The sequence below is a fragment of the Prolixibacter sp. NT017 genome (genome assembly GCF_009617875.1).
Lineage (GTDB): Bacteria > Bacteroidota > Bacteroidia > Bacteroidales > Prolixibacteraceae > Prolixibacter.
The window spans coordinates 2,457,052-2,481,370 of sequence record NZ_BLAV01000001.1 but is presented as its reverse complement, the minus strand read 5'-3'; the positions used below and the strand labels follow the sequence as shown (position 1 = coordinate 2,481,370).

18 protein-coding genes are annotated in these 24,319 nt (G+C 39.0%); 11 read left to right on the top strand and 7 right to left on the bottom strand.

The annotated features are described in order from the left end of the window. The first annotated feature begins 246 nt into the window (after positions 1–246). Together GJU87_RS10190 and GJU87_RS10185 are read left to right on the top strand one after the other, a co-directional pair. Positions 247–1,107 carry an SDR family NAD(P)-dependent oxidoreductase gene (locus GJU87_RS10190; protein WP_153639429.1) on the top strand — a complete coding sequence of 287 codons (861 nt, stop codon included), beginning with the start codon at positions 247–249 and terminating at the stop codon, positions 1,105–1,107. A 163-nt stretch (positions 1,108–1,270) separates the two neighbouring features. Then, the gene (locus GJU87_RS10185; RefSeq protein ID WP_153639428.1) at positions 1,271–2,206 is read left to right on the top strand and encodes an AraC family transcriptional regulator; all 936 of its coding nucleotides are present in this window, start codon (positions 1,271–1,273) and stop codon (positions 2,204–2,206) included. Between the two features lie 258 nt (positions 2,207–2,464). On the opposite strand, the gene GJU87_RS10180 is transcribed toward GJU87_RS10185, so the two are convergent. From GJU87_RS10180 to GJU87_RS10170, 3 genes are all read right to left on the bottom strand, one after another. After that, positions 2,465–2,722: a hypothetical protein gene (locus GJU87_RS10180; RefSeq protein WP_153639427.1), complete on the bottom strand. Its 258-nt coding sequence runs from the start codon at positions 2,720–2,722 to the stop codon at positions 2,465–2,467. A 454-nt stretch (positions 2,723–3,176) separates the two neighbouring features. Continuing rightward, positions 3,177–4,022, bottom strand: a complete 846-nt coding sequence (locus tag GJU87_RS10175; RefSeq protein ID WP_153639426.1) for a sialate O-acetylesterase — start codon at positions 4,020–4,022, stop codon at positions 3,177–3,179. Between the two features lie 85 nt (positions 4,023–4,107). Then, positions 4,108–4,674 (bottom strand): Crp/Fnr family transcriptional regulator, encoded by a 567-nt coding sequence (locus tag GJU87_RS10170; RefSeq protein ID WP_153639425.1) that lies wholly within the window; start codon positions 4,672–4,674, stop codon positions 4,108–4,110. A 1,148-nt stretch (positions 4,675–5,822) separates the two neighbouring features. On the opposite strand from GJU87_RS10170, the gene GJU87_RS10165 reads away from it, so the two are divergent. The 6 genes from GJU87_RS10165 (at position 5,823) to GJU87_RS10140 (ending at position 13,100) form a co-directional block, all read left to right on the top strand. Beyond that, positions 5,823–6,779, top strand: a complete 957-nt coding sequence (locus tag GJU87_RS10165; RefSeq protein ID WP_194831502.1) for a sensor histidine kinase — start codon at positions 5,823–5,825, stop codon at positions 6,777–6,779. After that, positions 6,760–7,524 carry a LytTR family DNA-binding domain-containing protein gene (locus GJU87_RS10160; protein ID WP_153639423.1) on the top strand — a complete coding sequence of 255 codons (765 nt, stop codon included), beginning with the start codon at positions 6,760–6,762 and terminating at the stop codon, positions 7,522–7,524. Before GJU87_RS10165 ends, GJU87_RS10160 begins: the two co-directional genes overlap by 20 nt. A gap of 110 nt (positions 7,525–7,634) precedes the next feature. After that, positions 7,635–8,714: an HlyD family secretion protein gene (locus GJU87_RS10155; RefSeq protein ID WP_153639422.1), complete on the top strand. Its 1,080-nt coding sequence runs from the start codon at positions 7,635–7,637 to the stop codon at positions 8,712–8,714. 6 nt (positions 8,715–8,720) lie between these two features. Further along, positions 8,721–10,268: a DHA2 family efflux MFS transporter permease subunit gene (locus GJU87_RS10150; protein WP_153639421.1), complete on the top strand. Its 1,548-nt coding sequence runs from the start codon at positions 8,721–8,723 to the stop codon at positions 10,266–10,268. Beyond that, positions 10,265–11,581: a TolC family protein gene (locus tag GJU87_RS10145; protein ID WP_153639420.1), complete on the top strand. Its 1,317-nt coding sequence runs from the start codon at positions 10,265–10,267 to the stop codon at positions 11,579–11,581. Before GJU87_RS10150 ends, GJU87_RS10145 begins: the two co-directional genes overlap by 4 nt. A 754-nt stretch (positions 11,582–12,335) precedes the next feature. Then, on the top strand, positions 12,336–13,100 hold the full coding sequence (locus tag GJU87_RS10140; protein ID WP_153639419.1) for a carboxypeptidase-like regulatory domain-containing protein: 765 nt from the start codon (positions 12,336–12,338) through the stop codon (positions 13,098–13,100). A 580-nt stretch (positions 13,101–13,680) separates the two neighbouring features. Here the strand turns inward: GJU87_RS10140 and GJU87_RS10135 are convergent. From GJU87_RS10135 to GJU87_RS10125, 3 genes are read right to left on the bottom strand one after another with little or no spacing between them, the layout of a single operon-like run. Continuing rightward, positions 13,681–14,346, bottom strand: a complete 666-nt coding sequence (locus tag GJU87_RS10135; protein ID WP_153639418.1) for a hypothetical protein — start codon at positions 14,344–14,346, stop codon at positions 13,681–13,683. After that, on the bottom strand, positions 14,343–14,819 hold the full coding sequence (locus tag GJU87_RS10130) for a DUF488 family protein (RefSeq protein WP_153639417.1): 477 nt from the start codon (positions 14,817–14,819) through the stop codon (positions 14,343–14,345). The genes GJU87_RS10135 and GJU87_RS10130 overlap by 4 nt, the downstream gene beginning before the upstream one ends. After that, positions 14,819–15,373 (bottom strand): DUF488 family protein, encoded by a 555-nt coding sequence (locus GJU87_RS10125; protein WP_153639416.1) that lies wholly within the window; start codon positions 15,371–15,373, stop codon positions 14,819–14,821. Before GJU87_RS10125 ends, GJU87_RS10130 begins: the two co-directional genes overlap by 1 nt. Before the next feature lie 599 nt (positions 15,374–15,972). Between GJU87_RS10125 and GJU87_RS10120 the strand changes: the two genes are divergently transcribed. Beyond that, positions 15,973–19,251, top strand: coding sequence for a helicase-related protein (locus GJU87_RS10120; protein ID WP_153639415.1), 3,279 nt, complete (start codon positions 15,973–15,975; stop codon positions 19,249–19,251). A gap of 12 nt (positions 19,252–19,263) precedes the next feature. Next, positions 19,264–22,017 (top strand): Eco57I restriction-modification methylase domain-containing protein, encoded by a 2,754-nt coding sequence (locus GJU87_RS10115; protein WP_153639414.1) that lies wholly within the window; start codon positions 19,264–19,266, stop codon positions 22,015–22,017. Positions 22,018–22,779: 762 nt separating this feature from the next. Here GJU87_RS10115 and GJU87_RS21820 read toward each other — a convergent pair. After that, positions 22,780–23,277, bottom strand: coding sequence for a TaqI-like C-terminal specificity domain-containing protein (locus GJU87_RS21820; protein ID WP_153641419.1), 498 nt, complete (start codon positions 23,275–23,277; stop codon positions 22,780–22,782). A 40-nt stretch (positions 23,278–23,317) separates the two neighbouring features. Between GJU87_RS21820 and GJU87_RS10105 the strand changes: the two genes are divergently transcribed. Then, positions 23,318–23,923, top strand: a complete 606-nt coding sequence (locus tag GJU87_RS10105) for a master DNA invertase Mpi family serine-type recombinase (protein ID WP_153639413.1) — start codon at positions 23,318–23,320, stop codon at positions 23,921–23,923. The last annotated feature ends 396 nt before the right edge of the window (positions 23,924–24,319 follow it).

Genomic DNA, 24,319 nt, shown 5'->3' with positions numbered 1-24,319 from the left:
TGCGGTCGAAACGAGGGACATTTTCCAGTCATCCACATCATTTCCAGTCTACCACATCGCCCTCAGGCGATAAGTGCGTGGGCCGGAAAAGACAAAACGATGACGCGGGGGAGGATCATTTTGACTTGTCCTGTCAAGTGCCGGTGTACTATTCTCATTTCGGTTACAAACCCCCTCGATTAGACTACATGGGTGGCATTTCCTCTTTTGATCTTTGTATCGTTGTTAAATTAAAAGGATTACACAATGACGGATCAAAAAGAAAATACAGCAAATGCTGTTAGCAATACAGAGAAAGTATGGTTTATTAGCGGTTCATCCCGCGGGTTTGGACGCATATGGACGGAGGCAGCTTTACAACGTGGCGACAAGGTTGCCGCCACGGCCCGAAAGCTGGAAAGCATTGCCGACCTGAAGGGAAAATACGGCGAAAATGTTTTAACACTCCGGATGGATGTTACCCAACCCGACCAGGTACAGTCTGCCGTGAAAGCGGCTCACGATCATTTCGGACGGTTGGATGTGGTTTTCAATAATGCCGGATATTCCCTTGTGGGGATGATTGAAGAAGCAAGTGCCGACGACATCCGGGCACTCTACGAAACAAATGTACTGGGACCGGTTTCGGTTATACAGGCCGCGTTGCCTATCCTGAGAAAACAGGGAAAAGGACACATTGTGGGAACATCGAGTGGTGTTGGCCATTTGGCCTACCCGGTGATTGGCTATTACTGCTCTTCCAAATGGGCTTTTGAGGCCATTCATGAGAGCCTTGCGGCAGAAGTAAAACAGTTTGGTATCGATGTCACTATCATAGAACCGGGGGCCTATGCAACGGAATTTGGCAGTCAGGATTCTATAAAATTTGCCCAAAGCATTGACTGGTATAATGACTTTAAAGGCCAATTTGTCGAGGGCTTAAGAAAGATGGAACAGGGTGATCCGAAAGCAACACCGGAAGCGATATTTGAAGTGGTGGATGCCGAACAGCCACCGCTGCGTTTGTTTTTAGGCAGTCATAATTTGCCGGAAATCAGGGAGGCTTACGCACAGCGTTTAAAGACATGGGAAGAGTGGGAAGCTGTTTCCAATGCAGCACAAGGATAAATCTACAGTTCCCCGACAACCGGTATATATGGCTATATCGGTTGTCATTTTTAATACGCCAATAATCGAAGTTGTAAATGATTATCTTTACGGAATAGGATATTAACACCGTGCTTTTTAAGAAGGTAGATCGACACTTTGGGCAAATTAAAAGTTAGAGAAGATGAAGAAAGATGAGAATGCCCCGCGTAGATTGGAATCGCTGTCAGATGCATTCAATGCTTTGGGCCTGGCTCCTCAGCATCCGTTGATTGCACTGATTAACGGTATCGATAAACCATTAAATATACAAGCCCCCGACCATCGTCATGTCCTGAACTTCTATAAAATATCTTACAGGCCTTACCTGGGCGGGACATTGAAATACGGGCAGACGTATTTTGACTTTAACGATGGAGGAATGTTATTTGCTGCACCCAACCAAGTCATCGGCAGTGACGAGGAGGAAGACAGTACAATTGAAAATGAATGTATCAATCAGCAAATCACGCTATTCATACATCCCGATTTCTTGTTGAATTATCCGCTGGCCAAAAAAATCAGACAATACAACTATTTTTCCTATGCTGCGGATGAAGCCTTGCATCTGTCCGATAAGGAGAAGGAGGTCATTACATCTATTTTCAGGATTATTGAAGATGAGCTGGAAAGCCGCATTGATGAATTCAGCCAGGATGTAATTGTCTCTCAAATTGAGTTGTTGTTGAACTACGCTAACCGTTTTTATAAAAGGCAATTCATTACGCGAAAGTCTGTAAACAGTACATTACTGCAAAAGCTGGAAGAGATTTTAGACGAATATTTCGATTCGCAGGAATCCTTGAATCAGGGCATTCCGACGGTCCAGTACCTGGCAGCACATCTGAACATTTCTCCCGGTTACCTAAGTGATATGCTGCGTTCGTTAACCGGACAAAGTGCACAGCAACATATTCACAACAAGTTGATTGAAAAAGCGAAGGAGAAGTTATCTACAACCACCCTGACGGTGAGTCAAATTGCTTATGAGTTAGGTTTCGAACATTCGCAGTCGTTCAGTAAACTGTTTAAAGCAAAGACCAATCTTTCGCCGTCTGAGTTCAGACAGTCATTTAACTGAATATTGGGAAAGTTACAGATTCTGAAGCATATAGCTGTAACGTCCCAATGATTCTGAAACCGGATTATTTCTCTCCTTCCTTCTATGTATCTCTGGAGGCGATAAGTGTGAAGGCTCGTTAAGTCGCCGGGGTAGGCCTTGTTAAATCAATCGCATATTCCCCGGTAACGCCCTGCTATCGGGGAATGTTCGAAACAAGGTTTTCCACTCATCCCAACCCTTTTTTATGATTAGCGAAGGGCTCACGACACTGCGAATTTACAAGGCATCATTTCCAAAAACAATCTGGATGGGGTGAGTAGCTAAAAATCCGGCCAATGAGCGCCATTCGGGCTGATAGGTTTGCCGAGACTGACAGGTGTGGGAAAACGACAGAGAACCGGTCGTTTTGTCCTGGTGGAGCCAGTCATTGCAAACCCTTCCAAACGAGAAGCATTTCTCACCTCCGAAAGATGAAGAACTTTCCTGACGAAGATGAAGAACTTTCTGTGTGAAGATGAAGAAGTTTCCCGACAAAGTTGAAGATCTTTCCCTGGCGGGATGAAGAAGAAATTCCAGTGTTCGTGAGTTAAGCTTCCCGCAGCCGCGAGATACGCATCTCCGTCCCTGAAAAAATTACCTTACTACTACCAGTCACATGAGGTTATCAGGTTTCTTCAAAAATGGTACTAAGGATCCTCTGCAGATGGTTATAAGGTTTTACTCCATGTAGTACTAAGGATCTTCCATTGGTGGTTACGAGGTATTGTTCTTCGAAATTTGTATTCATGGTGTCTGAGGCAATCAAAATTTCTCATTCCCCACATTGCTTCAAGGCGAAAAGAGCGGTGGCCGGTTCCTGATGTACATCCGGAATAGCCCGGGCCTGCCCCCGTGAAATAGATTTTGATTACATGGGGTAAATGTGACAAGTTCTCCTACAGATATTTAGCCTGTCGACTGCCTGCTCGATTAGCAGCATTTGTTTATATTATCTCTCTAATTTACCCAACTCTGCTTTAAAATCTTCTAAAGATAACTCGCCTTTTGAAAATTCCAGATTCAACAAATAGTACTTTTCACTGGCACTTAACGGTTTTTGGTATATTCTCTCCAATATTTGATCTTCATCAGCAGGAGGTTCTAATATGTTTTTTTGCTTATAAAATGCCTCAAAATATCGAATACCGAATTTTCTTTGAGAAGCCGCATCAATATGTATAAAGTCTGGATTTGAGGTAAGCCCTTCCTCTGTAACGAAATAGCTGTTCGGGTTTGTTTTTGCAAAATCCAGCAATGCTCTATTTACAATTGGAAATGCTGAAAAATGCTCACCATATATTCCTTTAGTCAAAAAATTACCAAGCCCACCTACGATAATTGGAAGCTCCGGATCGTTAAGTTCATTACGAAATGTCTGCACAATTACTGAAAACTTTTCTTTATAGTGAATTGCTTTAGCCGGGTTCGAATCATTTTCCCCTTGATGCCAAAGAATTCCTGCCAGCTTGCTCGTTTTTTGAGCGAGTTTTACTTGTGAAATCGCATGTTTAAATAGTAGGCCATCAATTGCCCAATCATCCAAACTAGTACCTCCGTCAGCACAAGGTATTAAGCCAATCTCTTCTAATTGATTTTTCATTCGCCACGCAGCAGCAAAAGAGGCTGAAAGTCCGATACCTGCATTCGGGCGGTCATAATTAATTGGTTCTACCATTGTCTGCCACTTGCCGTTACGAAGCATTTTTATTTGTTCATCAAAAATGAGGGGTACGTCTTTCAGAAAACCACGTCCCGCCATATTTGATTGCCCCACCATTAAAAAAGAGTGTAACATTTTAAAAGAATTATGTAACTAAAATCATTTTTGACAAAGTAATAGCGTTATGTTTTACTCAACATTGACCTATGTCAAAATCGAATCATTTGTTTTTAATTCTACTTAATGTTTCTTCCCTTATATCGAGATATGATGCTAAGACTTTGTTTGAAACTCGTTGGACTAAAGCCGGATTTTCTTTTAGAACCAAATCGTAGCGTTGTTTTGCGGTTAATGTTACCAGTTGTTCAATCTTTTTATTTTGAAATGTATATGCCATTTCCAACAATTTCTGGTAGAAATCTCTCCAATGATTTATTTCGTCTATTAATCGGTAAAAATCGTTATAATTAATCGCTAACAACTCTGTATCTTCAATCGTTTCAATCATCTCGAAAGAAGACGTCCGGTTTACGAAGCTGGAAAAAGCAGTTCCTATGGAGCCCTCAAGGTTTATAAGTCTTGTTTTCTCACTACCTTGTTTTGTAATAAAAAATGTTCGAATACAACCTTTAGTTACGTAATAAACTTCCTTACATATCTCACCTTGATTCAGTAGTAGGGCATTCTTATTAACTTTTTTGTATTTAAAAGCACGACAAATCACGTCAAGCTCTCGCTCATCAAAATCTGCAAAAGTTTTTAAAAGACACTGTAGTTGTTTGTTCATTTTGTATTCTGATTAACGGTGACTTTACATACTCAAATATCAAACAATTTTAATGTTTTATAAAATTCAAAGTTTGCTCTGGAGGTACATGGTGTGGTAAAGTGTCGCTGCTAACGGTTTATGTAATATTTGAAGTACAATCCTCATTGCTTGGTTAAAAATGCGTAAAACGCCATATTATGCTTTTAATTTTACACTCTGTGTGCGGGCAACATGAACATGTGTACACTTAACAATAAATTTAGCATGAGATTATTCCGGTGGGGACACTCCGTTAAATAGGGTTTTTGGCCTTGCAACAAAAAAGTGGACAAAAGGATAAGGGTTATGCTACCAACTGTTTTCCAAACTCCATCTTTAAAATGATGAAGAACTTTAGGCCTAAAGATGAAGATCTTTGTGTGGAAAGATGAAGAACTTTCCTGACGAAGATGAAGAACTTTCTGTGTGAAGTTGAAGAAGTTTCCCAACAAAGATGAAGAACTTTCCCTCACGAGATGAAGTTGAATTTCCAGCGCTTACGAGTTGCGCTTCTCGCGGCCATGAGATGCGCTTCTCCGGGCCAGAAAAAATTACCTTACTACTACCAGCCTCATGAGGCTATCAGGTTTCTTCAAAAATGGTACTAAGGACCTTCCACTGGTAGTTACCTTATCCTTTCAGTGGTGGTTGTAAGGTTAGGGTTTGCGTATAAGCTTTTGTCAGTCTCTGCGGATACTCTCCATTTTCCCGTGCACCGGTTCAATTTACCTGTCAGGGTATCGCTAAATCTTTCAGTAAGTAGGGCCTGTCCAAGAATAGTGTGCCCTGCTCCATGCTGACTAACTTTTGCGGTGAACAAGCCTTGTGATAATATTCGTATCGGTTCTGGGGTGAGCATTGAAGGGGGATACAATTTTTTAAAGCGTATTTTGACTGGTTTAATCCCACTTCTGTCCGGCTTAGAATAAATAACCATTGACAATCATCTAATTTTTTAAATTTGGATAATGGAAAAAGCACTATTGAAAAAATTATATATATTCTCGGTTTTTGGGTCGATTACCGCAGGAGTCCTGGCGCTTGGGATTGTAGTGGTATCACAATTTTATTTTATCAAAATTGTCATTCCTTCTTTTTGGGTGTACGACTTTCTGTTTGCATTGATTGTGGCAGGAGTTGTTTTCACCATTTCTCTGTGTTATATCTGGATTACAAATTACCTCGGAAAAAGACATAAGAATTTCTCCGGGCTTCATCAGATCAAAGTGCTGGGGATAAACAGTCTGTTTTCATTAATTCCCTTACTGACAGGTGGATTACTTATAAACTTGCTGGGAAATCAAATAGCCGCAAAAATTGGAAACGATGCTTCCGGAGAGTTGTATTTTTTGTCGCAACAACAGCATCCTAAAACTCTTTTTGTTGTTATTTTATTCATTGCGATGCTCATTTTTGTGAATTTAACAACCCATTTATTGCTGTATTTCATGCTTGTAACAGATTCAGTGGCAGCCCTTGAACTCGAGAATACCCGTCTTAAGATGAAAAATATGGAAGCGACCTATTTGCAACTAAAGCAACAAGTCCATCCGCATTTTCTGTTCAATGCCCTAAATACCCTGAAATCTCTGATTCGAAAGCAACCACATCAGGCCGAGATCTACCTGAAACGATTATCTGATTTTTTGCGCACATCGGTTACCTCAAATGATGATAAATTAACCGAACTCAGTAGCGAATTAAAATTTTGTACCGATTATCTGGAGCTTCAAAAAGTCAGGTTCGGAGAAGCACTACAATTCTCTATAAATATACCTGACGAGGCACAATCGGGTTTTGTTCCGGGGTTTTCAATACAACAATTGCTCGAAAACGCCATAAAGCATAATGCACTCACGACAGAACATCCGCTTTTCATTGAATTGAAATATGTCGGCGGTTACCTGGTTGTCAGCAACAATAAGCAAAAGAAAACCGTGAATGGGGATACTTCCGGAACTGGCTTAATGAATCTGTCCGAGCGCTATAAAATCATCTCCGGAGATGAAATTATGATAAAAGAAGATGATGAACATTTTTCGGTACGCATTAAAGTTTTGAGCCATGAAAATCGTCATAGTTGAAGATGAGTCCTTTACTGCCGAAGATTTGAAAGATAATCTTTTAACTGTAAATCCGGAAATCCGGATTGTGACAACTCTTAATTCTGTCGCAAATGCAATTGCCTGGTTTAAGAATCATGAACACCCGGATCTTATTTTCAGCGATATTCAATTGGGTGACGGTTTGTCTTTCGAAATTTTTCAGGCTGCATCGGTTTCAACACCGGTTATTTTTTGCACTGCATTTGATGAATATGCCGTTAAAGCATTTAAGGCAAACGGAATAGATTATATTTTGAAACCTTTTGACAAAGCAGATATCGCAGCTTCACTGAAACGGTACAGGGAACTTGAAAATAAATTTGCCGGTAGCTCATCGCAACTCGAAACAATGCTTCAACTCTTTAAGAACAAAGAGACACAACATAAGAAAGTTTCTGTTTTAGTGTATTATAAAGACAAAATACTGCCGGTAAGGGTCGATTCAATTGCTGTTCTTTACCTCGAAAATAAAATTACCCACCTGATCACTTTTGATCAAAAGAGTTACGCGATCAACAAACCGCTTGAAGAACTCGAAAAAATTGTAGGAATCGATTTTTTTCGTGCTAACCGGCAATTCCTTATTCACCGTAACGCAGTAAAAGAAGCCGCACAATACTTCGCCCGTTCACTTTCCGTAACACTCTCGATTCCGTTCAACGAAAAAATTAAAATTAACAAAGCAAAAGTTCCTGAATTCCTCGACTGGCTTGCCGGTGAATAATACACTGCCGGTGAATTTTCAGTCCCCGATTTGTCCGGTTCAGTTACAACCTTATTTCTTAACCGGCTAGTCTCGCCCAATTTTGTTCCATCGAATTAATCATAAACCAGATGGAACAAAAAGGGAAAAAGAAAAAAACAGGAATAATTGCGGGCCTTGCTGCTGTTATCTTAATTGCTGTTTCGGGAACTGCATGGCTCCTTGAGAGCAACCGCTATGAGTCTACCGATAATGCTCAAATTGACGGAAACATCGTAGCTGTCCGCTCTTCTGTTACAGCTTATGTGGATAGAATTAACTTCACCGACAATCAACTTGTAAAAGAAGGCCGGTTGCTGGTTGTTTTTGACACAACCAAATTGCAGGAGAAAGTGACACGGGCCGAAGCAGCTCTCGAAAATGCTAAAGTCACCAAATTAATTGCCCAAAGCAAAATTGCCGAAGCCAGGTATACCGCCGAATCATCGTCACGGAAAACCGATGCAGTAAAGCAAAATGTACTGGCGTCAAAAGCGCGTTTGGATAAAGCTGCGAGTAATTTTAAGCGCATCAATGCTTTAGCGAAAATAAAAGGAGCGACAGCCGAACAGTTCGACGAAGCAAAGGCTTCGCTCCAGGTTGCAAAGTCGGATTACGAAAAGAACCGGAGTGACTGGCAATCAGCATTGGCAGAATTAAAGAATACCCAACTTCAGGCAGAAGCTCAGAAGAATGCATTAAAACAAGCGCAGGCAGACATTAAACAGAAACAGGCCGATTTGGATATGGCCCGGTACGATTTACAGCACGCTTTTATTAAAGCTCCGTGTAGCGGAATAGTAACTAAACGAGCCATTAATGAAGGAGAACTGATTTCTGCCGGGCAATCGCTTTTTGTAGTGATCGACAACCGTAAGATATGGGTCAGTGCCAATTTTAAGGAAACCAAACTTTCTGAAATTAAAGAAGGCCAACCGGTAAGAATTAAAGTTGACGGCTATCCGGATTTGAAACTGACAGGAAAAGTGGAATCTGTTTCGGGGGCTACGGGAGCCAAATTCGCTTTGCTGCCTCCTGATAATGCCACCGGAAACTTCATAAAAGTCACTCAACACGTACCCGTTCGCATCTCTCTGGATTCGATTGCCCCGAAAATTCGCAAGGAGCTTTTCCCTGGTCTCAGTGCTTTTGTGAAAATCAAGATCAATTAAGCAGACATGGAAGCAATAGCTCAAAAAGAACAACCGGTAACCGGTGCCCGCAAATGGATACTCATTGCTACCGCACTGGGTTGTGCACTGATGGAATTGATTGATTCTACCGTTGTAGGCGTAGCTCGCCCGGCTATGATGGGAAACCTGGGAGCAACATCAATGGAAATAGCCTGGGTGGTTTCGGCCTACGCCATCGGAAACCTGATTACCGTACCGCTTTCAGCCATGTTTTCTAATCTTTTCGGACGGAAAATTTACTTTACCGCTTCGGTTGTTCTGTTCACATTTTCGTCGCTGATTTGTGGAATGTCTTCCAGTCTGTGGATGCTAATCTTATGGCGGTTTTTACAGGGACTTGGAGGCGGGGCCCTGCTGGCAACAGCTCAAAGTATCATCGCCGACAGTTTTCCACCCAAAGATTTGCCTTTTGCTACTGCTATTTTTGGTGTTGGTTTAATGATTGGCCCGGCCATCGGCCCGGTTATTGGAGGATACATTGTTGAGTCATTTACATGGAACTGGATATTTTTTATAAATGTGCCTATCGGTATTCTTGGCACCATTTTCTCCTGGATGTTTATTCCCAATCTGGCAACTGTAAAAAAAATCACAGAAATCGATTGGTGGGGAATCGGATTTCTTATCATCTGGGTTTGCGCATTGGAATACTTTTTCGAAGAAGGCAGTGCCAATTACTGGTTTGATAGCATAAAGATTACTGTTTCCTTTGTGATTGCAATTGCGGGGCTCATCGCCTTTATCTGGAGAGAATTAACCTGCATCCAGCCTGCAGTCAATATTAAATTATATAAGAACTTAAACCTGGCGCTGGGACACCTCATGAACCTGATTTTGGGAATGATGGTTGTTTGCATGTCCTTTATCTTCCCTCTTTTTGCCCAGGACACCCTGGGATGGACAGCTATTAAACAGGGAACGTTCTTTATTCCGGTTGCGCTGTTTTCAGCTGTATTTATGATGATCGTAAGCAAAGTCGTTTTGAAAGTCATCAGTATGAAAACATCCGCTATTATTGGAATATGCATGTTTTCATTGTTCCTCTTCCTGCTTTCATTTTCAACTCCGGACTCAGGTGAACGAAACTTCTTTGGTCCGTATATTCTGAATGCCGCCGGAAAAGCATTTGTGATGGTTCCGTTAATGTCATTGGCACTGGTTGGCCTGAGAGGTGAGGAACTTGCACAGGCAACCGGTTTGTCGAATATTATGCGGCAACTCGGTTCGGCCATTGGTGTAACCCTGATTACGCTTTATCTAAACGCTCAAAATACATTCGTAAGCTCGAATCTTGTCGGGTATATCAATAACTACAACGCTGTATTCACAAGCCGAATTAGTGCATACACTCAAAAGCTGATGAGTGCTGGTTACGATGTTATGGATGCAACCCACGGAGCCTATGCTCTGGTGCAGTCTGCTGTAAATAAACAGGTACAAATTTTAAGTTACGACAATGCCTACCTTGGAATGGCAGTCGTTCTGTTGATCAGCATTCTGGTCATTCTTTTTATTAAAAATCCGAAACAATGAAACATTTAATCATCACATTGATATTTGTCATCCTAACAATAGTGGCACAAGCTCAACCGGACACTTTGAGATTATCGGTAGAGCAGGCAGTGGAAAATGGCTTAAAAAACCGGTTCGACCTGAAAGCCAGCCAATACAATATTTCGGTGGCGCAAAATCAGGTGACAGAAGACAGGAAACAATGGTTGCCTGAAATTTCAGGAAGCGGAAACCTGACCTACAATACACAAATGGAGAAAACAGTTGTTCCGGCAGGAGTGCTCGGGAATGATGCACCAATGGCTGTCTCTCTCAGCACGAAGTACAATTCGGTTTACTCCCTTTCGCTGAACCAATTTGTTTTCAATCCCTCACTATCTGTCCAAACAGGTTTGAGTAAAAATGAACTGGAACTGGAAAAGGAAAAGACGCGGGCTTCAAAAATTGAAATCAAAAATCAGATTAAAGAAGCTTATCTGAATGTGTTACTCAAAAATCTGCAAGTGAAAATGGCAGAGAACGATCAAAACCGTTACCGGGAATATAAGAAGCTGGCCGAAGGCGGGTACAGCTATGGAAAAATGCTGGAGAATGATTATTTACGGGCAAAACTGGATTACGAAAATGCCAAGGTAACCACGCAAAAACTCGTGCAAAATTATAAGCTGGCTGTAAACTACCTGAAATACACAATGAATATAAAACCGGAAACCCTGATTATCCTAACCGACAGTTTAAGCTCATTAGCTGGCCCGGAGGTTCGTTTGCAGAACCAAATCAATATCGATAATCGAACCGAGATGAAACAATTGCAATTGGAGCAGCAAAACGACAAACTGCAAATAAAGAATGCGCGAAGGAGTAAACTTCCAACCGTTTCAATCTTTGCCAATTATTCACAGGAATTTCAAAACAATCATCTTCATTACGGCGGAAAACAATACTGGAATCCGTATAGTTATATCGGGGTTAAATTATCGGTTCCGGTTTCGGCTCATTTCCGGAAAAACAACCGCATCAGGAAATACCATATTTTGTCGGAGCAAACAGCAATGCAGCTTCAACAAACAAAAACAGATATCTCTTTTGAAATAGAAAAAGCAGGGATAAAGCTGAATAATGCTTTGAGAAACATGAAAATCACGCATAAAAATTATAAGCTGTCCGGTCAAATCTATGAAAACCAAAAACAGCAGTATCAGTTAGGCGGGGTCAACTACGACCATTTACTTGATACCGAAAAAAGCCTGAATACTACTGAGCAAAATTATATACAAGCGGTTTATGATTACCTGATAGCAAAGTTGAATTATGAAAAGGCATTGGGAGAATAGCAGATATTGGTTTGAACAGTCATCGTCATCTTACTTTTTATAACTGCGGTTTCGGTAGTGAATATTTATATTTTTCGAAATGAAGCTTTAATACCGTTGCGGTCGGAAAAGGTTGATATTTCAAACAATGACATCACACGGCCATGGTTCTCCCGGCCCGTGCTATCCCCGGTTTCGATATGCATCGGAACCGGGACTACAACCCCGTCATCCTTTCAGGATTTTTCTCCGGACCGTTGGGGATGGTACTTTTGTTGCAAATAAAAGTACTTTAATGGTGTAGTGGGGGGCGTGTAAAAAACCCTGCGTTTTCCGCCCTCTCCAATCCCCTGCGGTAAAGAAATATTTCCCTGTTTACTCCTTTCCAATCCACTGCGCGCCCGTTGCCAATCCGCTGCGGCAAGGATTTTTTTCTTCCCGCAGAAAACTACTGCCAGTGGAGGTGTTTCTATATTCTATTTCTTTATATCGCCTTCAGGAGATATGACCGGCCTGTGATTTGGGAACTTTGCGTCAAGGCAAAGTTCCGGTACAACCACCTACAGCAGCTCTTCTCATTGTGTACATCCCATTAAAATATTTTGTTAACTTCGTTATACTTAATGCTCAATAACGTGATGAAACAAAATACCTGGTCAAAACAAACTCCAAAAGGTCTTATCTTATGCTAATAAGGGCCGGAAGGAATGCCTTTTCGTCATGAGGAAGTAACAGGCAAGCCACGTTTACAACAACGTAACCTAACAATTAAAAAATGAGAAAAATTATTCTGTTCGGACTTGTTTTAATGTCCTCGTTGTCTTGTATGGCGCAGGATAAGATGTATGAGATTCATGGTAAAGTGACCAACTTCAATGGCGTCCCGATCGACAGTGTGACAATACGGCTGATGAATAATAAATTCGAAGCTGTATATGAAACATTATCGAATGAGGACGGTGATTATTTAATGAACGTAAAGGAAGGGGATTACTATTGCCTGTATGCAATCAGGTTGAGGGATTATAGGGTGCGTAAACTTGAGTATTGGAACTGGAATGTTCCGGTTCATCAAAATATGACGATTAACCCGCAGTATGATCGAATGGAAATATACGGCATCAATGCATTTGAACCACAGGTAACGCCGCAGGAAACATATATGATATATTTCAGGCCGATGAGTTTATCCAAATCTCTTCAGCTCGTATCGGACCAGAAAATTGAAAAAAAATCATTCGAGGATGCTGAGCGAACGGAAGAATTGTTAGATAAATCCGACAAGCTGATTAATATTTCGCCCGACAGTATTACCCAGGATGAGTTGACGATTGAAATAAACGGGATGCCATCAAAAATAGTAGGGATTAACAAAATAAGAGAATACGCGAGGGGATTCTTTATGTATGGATATTGTGTGCAGGTTTTAAAACCTAAACAGAATAATGAGGCATTGTCGGGATATGATTTGATTTCTGTTACGCTAAACTCTGCTGAAACCGGGGAGATTGGAAAAGGTGAGGCTTTCGTAAGGAGATAGTCATTTCCCTCAATCGCCGTTAGGCGATAAGACTCGGCCTGTGATTTGTATTGCGGTAACGGGTCTAACCGGATTTTACGGGGAAGGCTAATGGAGCGATGCCTGTTTGAAGCCGACGCCAGGAGGCAAGTTTGCGTCGCGGGACAAAATCCGGTTTGGGCACCCGTCGCGACACAAATCCTAAGCCTTGTTCTTTTCGTTCTTTTGGAACAAGCCAAAAGGACATGTAAAAGAAAAATCACGGGGATACTATTGCGTCAAGGCAAAAGTACAATCATAAGTATGAATCCTTCAACTACGTTTTTCTGAGTTTTTCCAAAACTCAAATCCCATCTCCAAAAGAGATGAAGAACTTTAGGCCTAAAGATGAAGAACTTTGCGCCGAAAGATGAAGAACTTTCCTGACGAAGATGAAGAACTTTCTGTGTGAAGTTGAAGAAGTTTCCCGACAAAGATGAAGAACTTTCCCTGGCGAGATGAAGAAGAAAATCCAGAGAGACGCTTATCGCAAACTCACGAGATGAGCATCGCGCGGGAATGAGAAGCGCTTCTTAAAGCATCAAAAGGAAGAGAAGATATTTTAAAAAGGTAAATCGTCTTCTTCGTCTGAATGTTCGCCTAGGTCATACCAACCAGAAAGCTGTAACCAACATTTGAGGCTTTCACCTGCTCCAAATGAAACCCACCGTGCCAGCGAAACCCTTAATAATGTACCTGCCGGAATTATTTTTACAGCTCCTTCAAATCCTTTGAATTTAATTTTTCTTCTGCCATTTGAGGAAGGATAAAAATACCTGATACTGTCAAACTCCCTGTGCCTCCATAAATCTTTATCACTAATCCAGAAGCCAACGCTGTGGTCTGGAATACCTCCTCTTTTGTCGATATAACCACTGCCATTTTCAGTCCATTGAATGAGCCGGTCAAACAGATTATCAGGATGACCTCTCCAAATAGGAATATTTCTTTTCTCGATGAAGTCTTTTATCGTTATGCTGTTTTTTAGTCTTCCTTTGCTGATGCGATTTTGTACTATTACATCTTCAACATGGGGTGGAGTATTATTTGTTCGTGGGGAATATTCAATTTCCCAGGCTTGTCGGGGTTCGAAATCGATATCTTCAGGTTGGTTGTGGCCGTTTTTATCAAGTAGTCTGACATAGCGCCCTTCCATTGTTAAGCCGCCTACACAAACTTGATGGTGATTCATTCTGGTTTTTGATAGAATAAGAACAATTTCTTTCATAAGTGAGTTGTTTTGTATCCGAGTTTCTCCAATTTGTCTGTCACAATTGACCTATGACAAGCCATTGGATTTTCCTCTACACAAAACAAAACAACCTTCTTTGCTCCATCATCTTCTAACTTGTCAATGAATGAGTCAAAATCAAATTTACTTAAAATGCGATCTTTATAAACGACCGTAAATATTTGGCTCAATTTGTTCCTGGTCCTTTTTTGCGCCCCGTCTTCTTTATCAACTTTCTTCTGAAACTCCCTTATTTCGGAAGTGGGAGCCAGGGATTGAAAATATTTATATTCTATAGCCAGGTCCTTCAGCTTGGACTGAAGACGATTGCTATTAACAAAAGCATATTTTGCCCCTCTCAAGCCTCTTCGTTGTCGAATATCGCAAAAGGTATCAATATTGTTTTCGATAAGCTTCCTAAAATATTCTTCCTCTGTGGAGTTATATACTCCAATGGTGAAAAATTCCATTACATATATGATTTCCTTGAAGTAAAGTCTGGTCCATTACCAAAAAGGTCAATTACGCCGTGTCCTTTGGTTAGTTCTTCCATAACTGTTTCCTGAGATTTGAAGTATCTCTCAGAAATAATGTGTTTTAGCGAAATATCTTTTTTGAGCAGTTCCTGTCCGATTAATTTACTTCTGTGGCATTCTTTCGGGTTGGTTTCACTGCACATAATAGCCAAAGGGATTTTTTTATCGTTTGCCGTAATTAGTCTCTCTAATCCCTTCTTGAAAAAATCTTTTTCTTTTATTCGCTCATAAACAACCTTGCCGTTAAAATCGTAACAACTTGGGTCGTTAGGAAGGCCTCCGAGCGAATCACCGAGATAAGCATAGGTTATTCCCTGATTTTCCAGTTCTGATTTAAGAATAGGCTGATTAAACTGGGGATTCCATTTCGAGAAAGGTTTCGACCTGATATCAAGCAGGAAATGGATGCCGAACGCTTTTAATTCCTTAATAAAAACTTCGATCTCCTTGCTTCCATGACCTATTGAATATATTGTCGCATCTTTCATACAGCCAATTTACAAAATCTGTATTATTTTCTTTTCAACTGCATGTTAAATATAGAGAATGAATTCCTGATTATTTTAAATAGAGTGTTTACAACTACCAGCCTCGTGAGGTTATAAGGTTACTTCAAAAATGGCACTTAGGATCTTCAACAGTTAGGTGTAAGGTCCCACTAGGTTATCACATAATCTCATTTTCCCGCCTTCCAAACCCCATCTCCAAAATGATGAAGAACTTTCTGTGTGAAGTTGAAGAAGTTTCCCTACAAAGATGAAGATCTTTCCCCCGCGAGATGAAGTTGAAATTCCAGCGCTTACGGGATGAGCTTCCCGCGGCCGCGAGATACGGTTCTCTCCAAAGAAACGCCTACAACAATTGTTCATGTCGAGTACTTCCTTAAAATATTTTGTTAACTTAGTAAGGACTAGCTATATTAAGTGAACGTGGAATAAAATGTAGGACAAAAGGAAATCACTTGCTATCTGCAGATCAATCAGATATGAGTGTTTGTAAAAGAATATAATAGGACTAACGCTTATCAAAATATCGTTACTATTTTTGACTAAATTTGATAAATTAAGCAAGCAGAAATAAAACGTCAATGAACACAAAATTTTTTACCAACGAAAAAGAAAACACTTTACTTCGGAGATTTGCCGGAGTTTTTGAACATATCCCCGACATTGCTTTCTTTGATGCGCTAGTTGGTTATTTTAGAGCATCTGGTTACTTTGCAATTCGTCCTTACCTGGACAAGGTTCCAAATATTAGAATATTGGTTGGGATTAATGTTGATAAGATTATTGCAAAATATCACTCTCAAGGATTACTTTTTAAGGGGGACCATCAATTTGCACTAGAAGATTTGAACAATTCAATAAAAGATGACATTCAGAATTCTGAATACAAGAAGAATATAGAAGATGGCATTAAGCAATTCTTAAGCGATGTTGTAACCCAGAAAGTCCAAATTAAAGCACATCCACATCGTAAGTTACATGCAAAGATCTATATTTTTCGGCCCGAAAATTTCAATGAATATACCACCGGTGAAGTTATAACCGGTAGTTCAAACCTTACCGATGCCGGGCTGGGAGGGAAGGAAACCTCCAACTACGAGTTTAATGTAGCTTTAAGAGATTATGATGATGTAAAGTTTGCATCCGACGAGTTTGAAAAGCTTTGGGCAGAAGGAATAGATGTATTACCTGTCGATTTTGAAAGAATTAAAAAAGAAACTTATATAAATGATGAGTTTACACCCTTTGAAGTGTACATCAAATTTCTGATTGAGTATTTTGGCAAGAGCGTAGATTTTGACCCAAATAGTGTGAGTGATTTGCCTGACAATTTCAAGCGTCTTTCATACCAGATTGATGCTGTTGAACAAGGTTTTGAGTTACTAAAAAAGCATAATGGTTTCTTTTTGGCTGATGTTGTAGGTTTAGGCAAAACAGTAGTTGGGACTTTGATTGCAAAGAAGTTTTTTTACTTTAATGATTTTCCATCGCATATCTCAACTATTTTAGTCGTTACACCTCCTGCGTTAAAACATAACTGGCAAGAAACTTTTGAAAGTTTTGGATTAAAGAACTTTGAGATAATTACTAATGGAAGTCTGCATAAGGTTAAACGACCTGAGAAATATGATCTGATTTTGGTTGATGAGGCACACAAGTTCCGTAACGACACATCAGAAGCATACAACGAGCTTCAAAAGCTTTGTAAAGCTCTATCTTCCCGACGGTTGAAGGATGGAACCAAAGCTCCTAAAAAAGTTATACTCATCTCTGCCACACCACTTAACAATCGTCCAGCTGACATACGTAACCTAGTATTATTATTCCAAGATGGTAAACGTTCAACATTGGAAATATCGAATCTTACCTCATTTTTTAGTCGGGCAATTGAAGATTATAAAAGAGCACAACAATTACCACTGGAAGAAGCAAGAAAAGAGGTCGCACGGATTTATGAAGTTGTCAGGGAAAAGGTTATAAAACCACTAACAATCAGGCGAACTCGTACGGATCTGAATGAACATGACGAATACAAGAAGGACCTGGAAAAACAGGGCATTAGATTCCCTAAAATTGAGCCTCCAATTAAAGTATTGTATCAGTTAGAACCTGACTTAGAAAAATTATATGACGATACAATGGCTGTACTTAGTGAGGAAATAGGCGGACTGACCTATAACAGGTATCAAGCACTTAAATATTTGATACCGGATAAGAAAGAGAAATATCAGAATGCGGAATTAGCTTCCCGGCAGCTGGCATTTATCATGAAAATACTGTTAGTAAAACGCATTGACAGCAGTTTTACCGCATTCAAAGGTTCATTAAGGAGGTTTCATGAAGCAACCGGTGCAATGATGGCTATGTTTGAAAATGGCAGAATTTATATTGCTCCAAACCTAAATGTAACGGAATACATTGTAGATGAAAGAGAAGAAGAATTGATAAACAAAATTTCGTCTTTAATGGATACAGACCCAACGATTACTATCTGCGAGCCTGGCGATTTTCTCCCTGGGTTTTATGAAGGTTTAGAAAAAGATTATCAAATACTCAGCAGTTTGGTTACGCGTTGGAACGAAGTTGAAGTGGATCCTAAGTTCGATAAATTTTATCATGAATTGCAAAATGGGTTACTCAATGCAGAACACAATCCGCAACAAAAATTAGTTATATTTTCAGAATCAAAAGAAACAACGGATTATCTACTTACCAAATTGGAGGAAAAGGGACATTCTGATGTGATAGAAATCAATGCAGGAAATCGAAAACACAAAATGCCGGTTGTCCGTGCCAATTTTGATGCAAATCTACCTTTAAAGGAACAAAGAGACGATATTAAAATCGTTATTACCACAGAAGTATTGGCAGAGGGTGTAAACCTTCATCGTTCAAACACCATAGTAAATTATGATACGCCTTGGAACTCAACAAGATTGATGCAGAGAATTGGTAGAGTAAACCGTATAGGTTCGGTAGCAGGTAAAGTTTTTATCTATAATTTTTACCCAACTGCCAAAGTTGATAATGATATTGCACTTCGCAAGAAAGCTATTACAAAATTACAGGCATTCCATTCTGCTTTAGGTGAGGATTCTCAAATTTATTCGACGGAGGAAGAAGTTGAAACTTTCGGTATTTTCGATAAAACCATCGAAGAATCGAAGGACGAACGTTTGGCTTATTTAATGGAGCTTAGAAAGTTCAAGAAAGAGAATCCGAAAGACTTTTTGAGAATAAAAAATATGCCATTAAGGGCTCGTACAGGCAGGAAAAACAGTCTGTTAAATAGTGGCACATTAACATACATAAAAAGCGATAAACGAGATGCTTTCTCATATGTAGATAAAAACAATGAACTGGCTGAATTAACCTTCGTTGAAACTGCAAAAGAATTTAAAGCCTATATTGACGAAAAATCTATTGAACTACATGAAAACCATCATAATCACGTAAATATTGCAATCGAAGATTTTAACCGGCAATTAGAAGCCGATAGAAAAACAGAAAGTGTCGTTGATATTACACTTAGTCCTCAGGATAAAAATGCGCTTTCATTTTTGGCAGCGTTTATTAATATGCAGGAGGTTTCAAAGGAACAGAAGATATTGGTGAAGTTTGCCCAGGAAGCTATTCGTGTTCATAAATTTAACCAGTTGCCAAAGAGAGTGAATAAACTGGCGAAAGCTGTAAAGAAGACTCCGATGCGTATTGATATAATGATTGAAAAATTATTTAATATCCTGGGAGAATTCCCATTATGGAAAGAAGAAAGTATAGAGACAAAGACACAGGCTTTGTTGCCAATAATTAAGGGGGAATTACCCGAAATAATTATATCTGAATCATTTACGAAATAAGAATATTAACCCATGGATAAGCAACAGTTACAGAAACTTCTTCAAAAAAAGTATAGCAGAGACGAATGGAACTCTTTGTTATCCGACATTTTTCCATCGGTTAATCTTTTGAAAGAACCAGAAAAAATTGAGGTAAGCAACAAAAATGTTAAATCCTTTCATCAAACTGGTTTAGTTAGGTTGAAAGACGGGAAGAATTTGGCTGTTTTTGAAGTGATACTGGATGATGGCATCAATCTTTTGCGTAATAGAGTTGCTTTACGAAATCTTACCACACGTTATATCGATGAAGCTAACAATCATGGGGTTCTCGTAGTATATGATCAGGGGAAGGAGAATTATCGTTTTACATTCGTTTCGCAGGAATCAGGATTTAACGAAAAAGGAGAATGGGCGACTTTTGAGACAGCATCAAAGCGTTTCACCTACCTCCTGGGTGAGGGAGAAAGTTGTCGTACGGCATCCGAGCGACTGGCACTGTTGGCAAGTAAAAAAACTTCCGCCGGATTAAGTGATGTAATTGATGCATTCTCTGTTGAGCAATTAAGTAAAGAGTTTTTCTCAAAATACAAGGCACACTACCAAATATTTGTTGATTATTTGAGTGGTTCCAACTTTAAAAAGTCAATGTTCAGTGGCAACGACAAAGTAATCCGCGACTTTGTCAAGAAAATGCTCGGTCGTATTGTTTTTCTTTACTTCCTGCAGAAGAAGGGGTGGTTAGGGGCTTCTGATGAAAACTATTCTGATGGAGACAAAAGTTTTATGCAAACCTTTTGGGAAACCTCCGAAAAATCGGAAATATTTTATAGTCAACACCTCACACGTTTGTTTTTTAAGGGTTTAAATGCAACCAGTCGTGAAAAGGATACATTTGTAATGCCCGATGGTAAAAAGGTAAAAATACCCTATCTCAACGGAGGTTTGTTCGAAAAAGACAAAAACGAACCGGAACTGCTGACATTTCCGCCAAATCTTTTCAATAGTTTGTTTTCGTTCTTCGCTGAATACAATTTTACCATTGATGAAAATGATCCCGAAGAACATGAAGTAGGTATCGACCCCGAAATGTTGGGGCATATTTTTGAGAATTTGCTGGAAGGAAATAGGGACAAAGGAGCCTTCTATACTCCAAAGGAAATTGTTAAGTACATGACTCAGGAAAGCTTAGTCGAATACCTGAAAACCGGTTTGGAAAAGAAAAATCAGGGATTATCCTACGACGAAAGTAATGCTTTAAAATATTTTGTTCGGTACAAGTTAAAAGGTGATGAAATTCCAAGAGAGGATTTGAAGGAAGATATTGCCCGTTTCTATCAAAACCAACTCCGTTTTGTACAGACTTATGGTTCGCAAGTCAATAAATTATTGGATAATGTAAAAATATGCGATCCTGCTATTGGCTCCGGAGCATTTCCTATGGGGCTTTTGAATGAGATATACCATTGTAAATTAATCCTCAATAGCACCTATTCATTAGAAGAACGAGCCAGAGTAAAAAGACATATTATCGAAAATTCTATTTATGGGGTGGACATTGAAAAGGGCGCGGTAGATATTGCCCGGTTGCGGTTTTGGCTCTCTCTTATCGTGGATGAAGAAAAACCTTCCCCTCTCCCAAATCTTGATTACAAGATAGTTCCGGGAGATTCGTTAATCAGCAAATACAAAGATCAAGTTATTAAGGTAAACTGGCTGGTTGAGGAAGGCCAACAACAAAGCATTTGGGGAAACGAAAATGAAATAGAACTGAAGAAATTGCTTACAGATTTGAGCACTCTTGAGAAAAAATATTTTTCCGAATGTATTGAAAGCAAAAGCAATATTAAGTCTGAGATAAAAAATAGAAAAATTGATATTCTCGTCAGTCAGCTTGAATTAATGATTGAAAAAGAAGGCATTAAAGAAGAACCATTAAAAACCAATTTTAAAAATAAGACAAGATATAACAGCGCTATTGAAAAGTGGTTAACAACAAAAGGGTGGGGGAAAACTATCCAGGAGCTTAAGGGATTGAAAAATAATCCTGAAAAGCCGTTAAACTACTTTGATTGGACATTAGATTTTCCTGAAGTTCTCAATCCTGTCCTAGCAGGAGATAATAAAGGGTTCGATATTGTGATTGGCAATCCTCCGTACATACAACTTCAAAAGGGTGGTGGATGTTTAGGCGAACTTTATAAACCAATGAACTTCGAAACTTATGAACGAACCGGTGATATTTATGCTCTGTTTTATGAAAGCGGTATAAAATTACTTAAAAACAAGGGAATTCTATGTTTCATAACTTCAAACAAATGGATGCGTGCTGGTTATGGAAAAAGCTTACGGAATTTTTTCACAAAGAAAAATCCTATTCGTTTACTCGATTTAGGTGCTGGTATTTTTAATACAGCTACTGTTGACACTAATATTTTGTTAATTGAAAATAGTAATCCTAAAAGAGATACAAAGGCAATTACAGTTACAAAAGGAACTAAATTATTACAACTAACCGAAAGTGACTTTATCAATTTTAAAAATTTGACAGAAGAAAGTTGGGTAATACTTTCACCTATCGAGCAAAGTATAAAAGAAAAGATTGAACGTATTGGTACACCATTGAAAGATTGGGATATTAATATTAATCGTGGAATTTTAACTGGTTACAATGAAGCCTTTATAATTGATGGAGCAACGAAAGAAAGACTAATAAAAGAAGATCCAAAATCTGCCGAAATTATTAGACCGATTTTACGTGGCAGGGACATAAAAGATATCGTGTAGACTTTGCCAATTTATGGCTAATTAATACACATAATGGAATTAAAGAAGAAAAGTTAAAGCCAATAAACATAGATGATTATGCAGCAATAAAAAAATACCTAAGTTCTTTTGAACCTAAACTTTCTCAAAGGGCTGATCAGGGAGACACTCCTTTTAACTTAAGAAACTGTGCTTATATGGAGGATTTTTTTAGACCAAAAATAGTATGGGGAAATCTGTGTTTAAGCTCTCAATTTACTCTTGCAGATGAGGATATTTATCAATGCCCATCACCAATGATTACGCCTGGTAATAAATACATTTTGGCCGTTTTAAACTCCCAGTTGCTGATTGGTATATTAGAAGTTTAGGTGTTACCGTAATGGAGGTTATTTTGAATACAAACCTATGTTTATTGAAAAAGTACCAATCCTCAATTAGATAAAACTCAGCAAGAGCCGTTTAATCATTTGATTGATAAAATCGGAACTGCCAAAAATGAGGCAACAAGAATCCAATTGAGATAAATAACTTGGTATATAAGCTTTATGAGTTGGAAAGTTGTGAAATAATTATATTGAGAGTAAGATACCAACCTACTGACTTTCGATAAAACAGATTTCTTTTTTGTCGAACTCATAAATCTCATATATGATATGATCAATTTCTCGTTCTAAACCATTTGAATAAGAATTAAGAATTTCGTCAACTTTCTTATTCAAAGAAGACCATATTGTTCTGAAGGTTTTGCAATTGGGATTTTTTCCAAGTATAATTTTTGCATCAAGTACCCCCAGAGTCAAGTATTGACACGTATTTAGAACATAGATATTTACCAAGCTTAGAGTTCAGAATTGAAAGAATTATCTTTAAATCATCTCCAGTAGCAAAAAAACATGTTTTATCAGTAATGTAATCACAACTATTGTCGAAGCAAAATCTAGGAAATCTTGACTGTGTTTTTCTGTGAATCCTCATGGTTTCTGCCCATACTATTTTTGGTCTAAAAAAATCCTCCCAATAATTTGCTCCCCAACGTTGCAGTGCGTACCATTCATAGCGGATTCCTGTTTCTGCTTTATTACGCTTGGATAAACCTTCCTTAAATTGTAACAAATACCTGTAAATTGCTGAATATTCGACCCTAAAGGCATCTTCTGCTTTATTCGAAGCTCCTTTTATTGATGTATCTTCATGAAGAGGAAAGTGCCATGGCACAAATAGTAAATAGAGGTCAGAAAAATTAATAGAATATCGCTTTATATCACGCCCACGTAAAATCGGTCTTTTTTTTTATACTGCATTTTAAAACTTTATTATTATGATTTACGGATATATCAGAGTTAGTACAGACAAACAAACAGTAGAGAACCAGCGATACGAAGTCGTAGAATTTTGTAAGCAAAAAGAAATTTTTGTAGATAAATGGATTGAAGAAACTATTTCAGGTACGATTGATTTAAACAATAGGCGTTTAGGAAAACTCATAAAAAGAATGAAGAGTGGTGATATTTTGATTTGCACTGAGTTATCTCGCCTTGGCAGAAACTTATTAATGATAATGAGTATTTTAAATGATTGCATGCGTCGTGATATTCGTATTTGGACTATTAAGGACAATTTTCGGTTAGGCGACGATATAAGTTCCAAGGTATTGGCTTTTGCTTTTGGTTTGGCAGCTGAAATTGAACGCAATCTCATATCACAACGGACCAAGGAAGCCCTTGCCAGAAAAAAAGCAGAAGGAGTAATTTTAGGTAGACCCAAAGGAAGTAAGTCATCGAAAAAGAAACTTACGGGAAAAGAAAAACAAATAATGGAAATGCTTGAAGCTGGAATATCATATAGTGCAATAGCACGGTACATGAAGGTGCATCGGCTAACTGTTTCCTCCTTTGTAAAAGAACAGAATTTATATGTAAAATAACAATCCTTGCTATTTTTCGGTACTTATAAGATGCAAATGGGTTTACTAAAGCCCTGGTAATATACCCTAATATACCAGTGGTCTAATTCATGGACAGATCTTTGTTTTCAGCTGGAATTAAAAAAGATTCACTATGATGAATAGATTGTCTGGATTACGTATAGTGAAAACCAACGTTTGTTTTTTGAGAAAAGGTGCGATACCAGAAATCAGTCTGATGAAAATGGTCTCATCACTATAATCTCTAGATCGGCTCAGAGACGTTTTTCGGAGGCGAACAGCAACGTATATGCCAAGCAAGCGCCGCTGGCTTCGTTTTTGTTTTCCGAGACAAACCTCAGAGGTTCTACAATCTTTGAAATTGCTGAATCACGCTATTTTATATATACTTTGTCC

Coding starts and splice junctions, on each gene's coding strand:
- GJU87_RS10190 (WP_153639429.1), top strand. CDS start 247: ATGACGGATCAAAAAGAAAATACAGCAAATGCTGTTAGCAATACAGAG.
- GJU87_RS10185 (WP_153639428.1), top strand. CDS start 1,271: ATGAAGAAAGATGAGAATGCCCCGCGTAGATTGGAATCGCTGTCAGAT.
- GJU87_RS10175 (WP_153639426.1), bottom strand. CDS start 4,022: ATGTTACACTCTTTTTTAATGGTGGGGCAATCAAATATGGCGGGACGT.
- GJU87_RS10170 (WP_153639425.1), bottom strand. CDS start 4,674: ATGAACAAACAACTACAGTGTCTTTTAAAAACTTTTGCAGATTTTGAT.
- GJU87_RS10160 (WP_153639423.1), top strand. CDS start 6,760: ATGAAAATCGTCATAGTTGAAGATGAGTCCTTTACTGCCGAAGATTTG.
- GJU87_RS10155 (WP_153639422.1), top strand. CDS start 7,635: ATGGAACAAAAAGGGAAAAAGAAAAAAACAGGAATAATTGCGGGCCTT.
- GJU87_RS10150 (WP_153639421.1), top strand. CDS start 8,721: ATGGAAGCAATAGCTCAAAAAGAACAACCGGTAACCGGTGCCCGCAAA.
- GJU87_RS10145 (WP_153639420.1), top strand. CDS start 10,265: ATGAAACATTTAATCATCACATTGATATTTGTCATCCTAACAATAGTG.
- GJU87_RS10140 (WP_153639419.1), top strand. CDS start 12,336: ATGAGAAAAATTATTCTGTTCGGACTTGTTTTAATGTCCTCGTTGTCT.
- GJU87_RS10135 (WP_153639418.1), bottom strand. CDS start 14,346: ATGAAAGAAATTGTTCTTATTCTATCAAAAACCAGAATGAATCACCAT.
- GJU87_RS10130 (WP_153639417.1), bottom strand. CDS start 14,819: ATGGAATTTTTCACCATTGGAGTATATAACTCCACAGAGGAAGAATAT.
- GJU87_RS10125 (WP_153639416.1), bottom strand. CDS start 15,373: ATGAAAGATGCGACAATATATTCAATAGGTCATGGAAGCAAGGAGATC.
- GJU87_RS10120 (WP_153639415.1), top strand. CDS start 15,973: ATGAACACAAAATTTTTTACCAACGAAAAAGAAAACACTTTACTTCGG.
- GJU87_RS10115 (WP_153639414.1), top strand. CDS start 19,264: ATGGATAAGCAACAGTTACAGAAACTTCTTCAAAAAAAGTATAGCAGA.
- GJU87_RS10105 (WP_153639413.1), top strand. CDS start 23,318: ATGATTTACGGATATATCAGAGTTAGTACAGACAAACAAACAGTAGAG.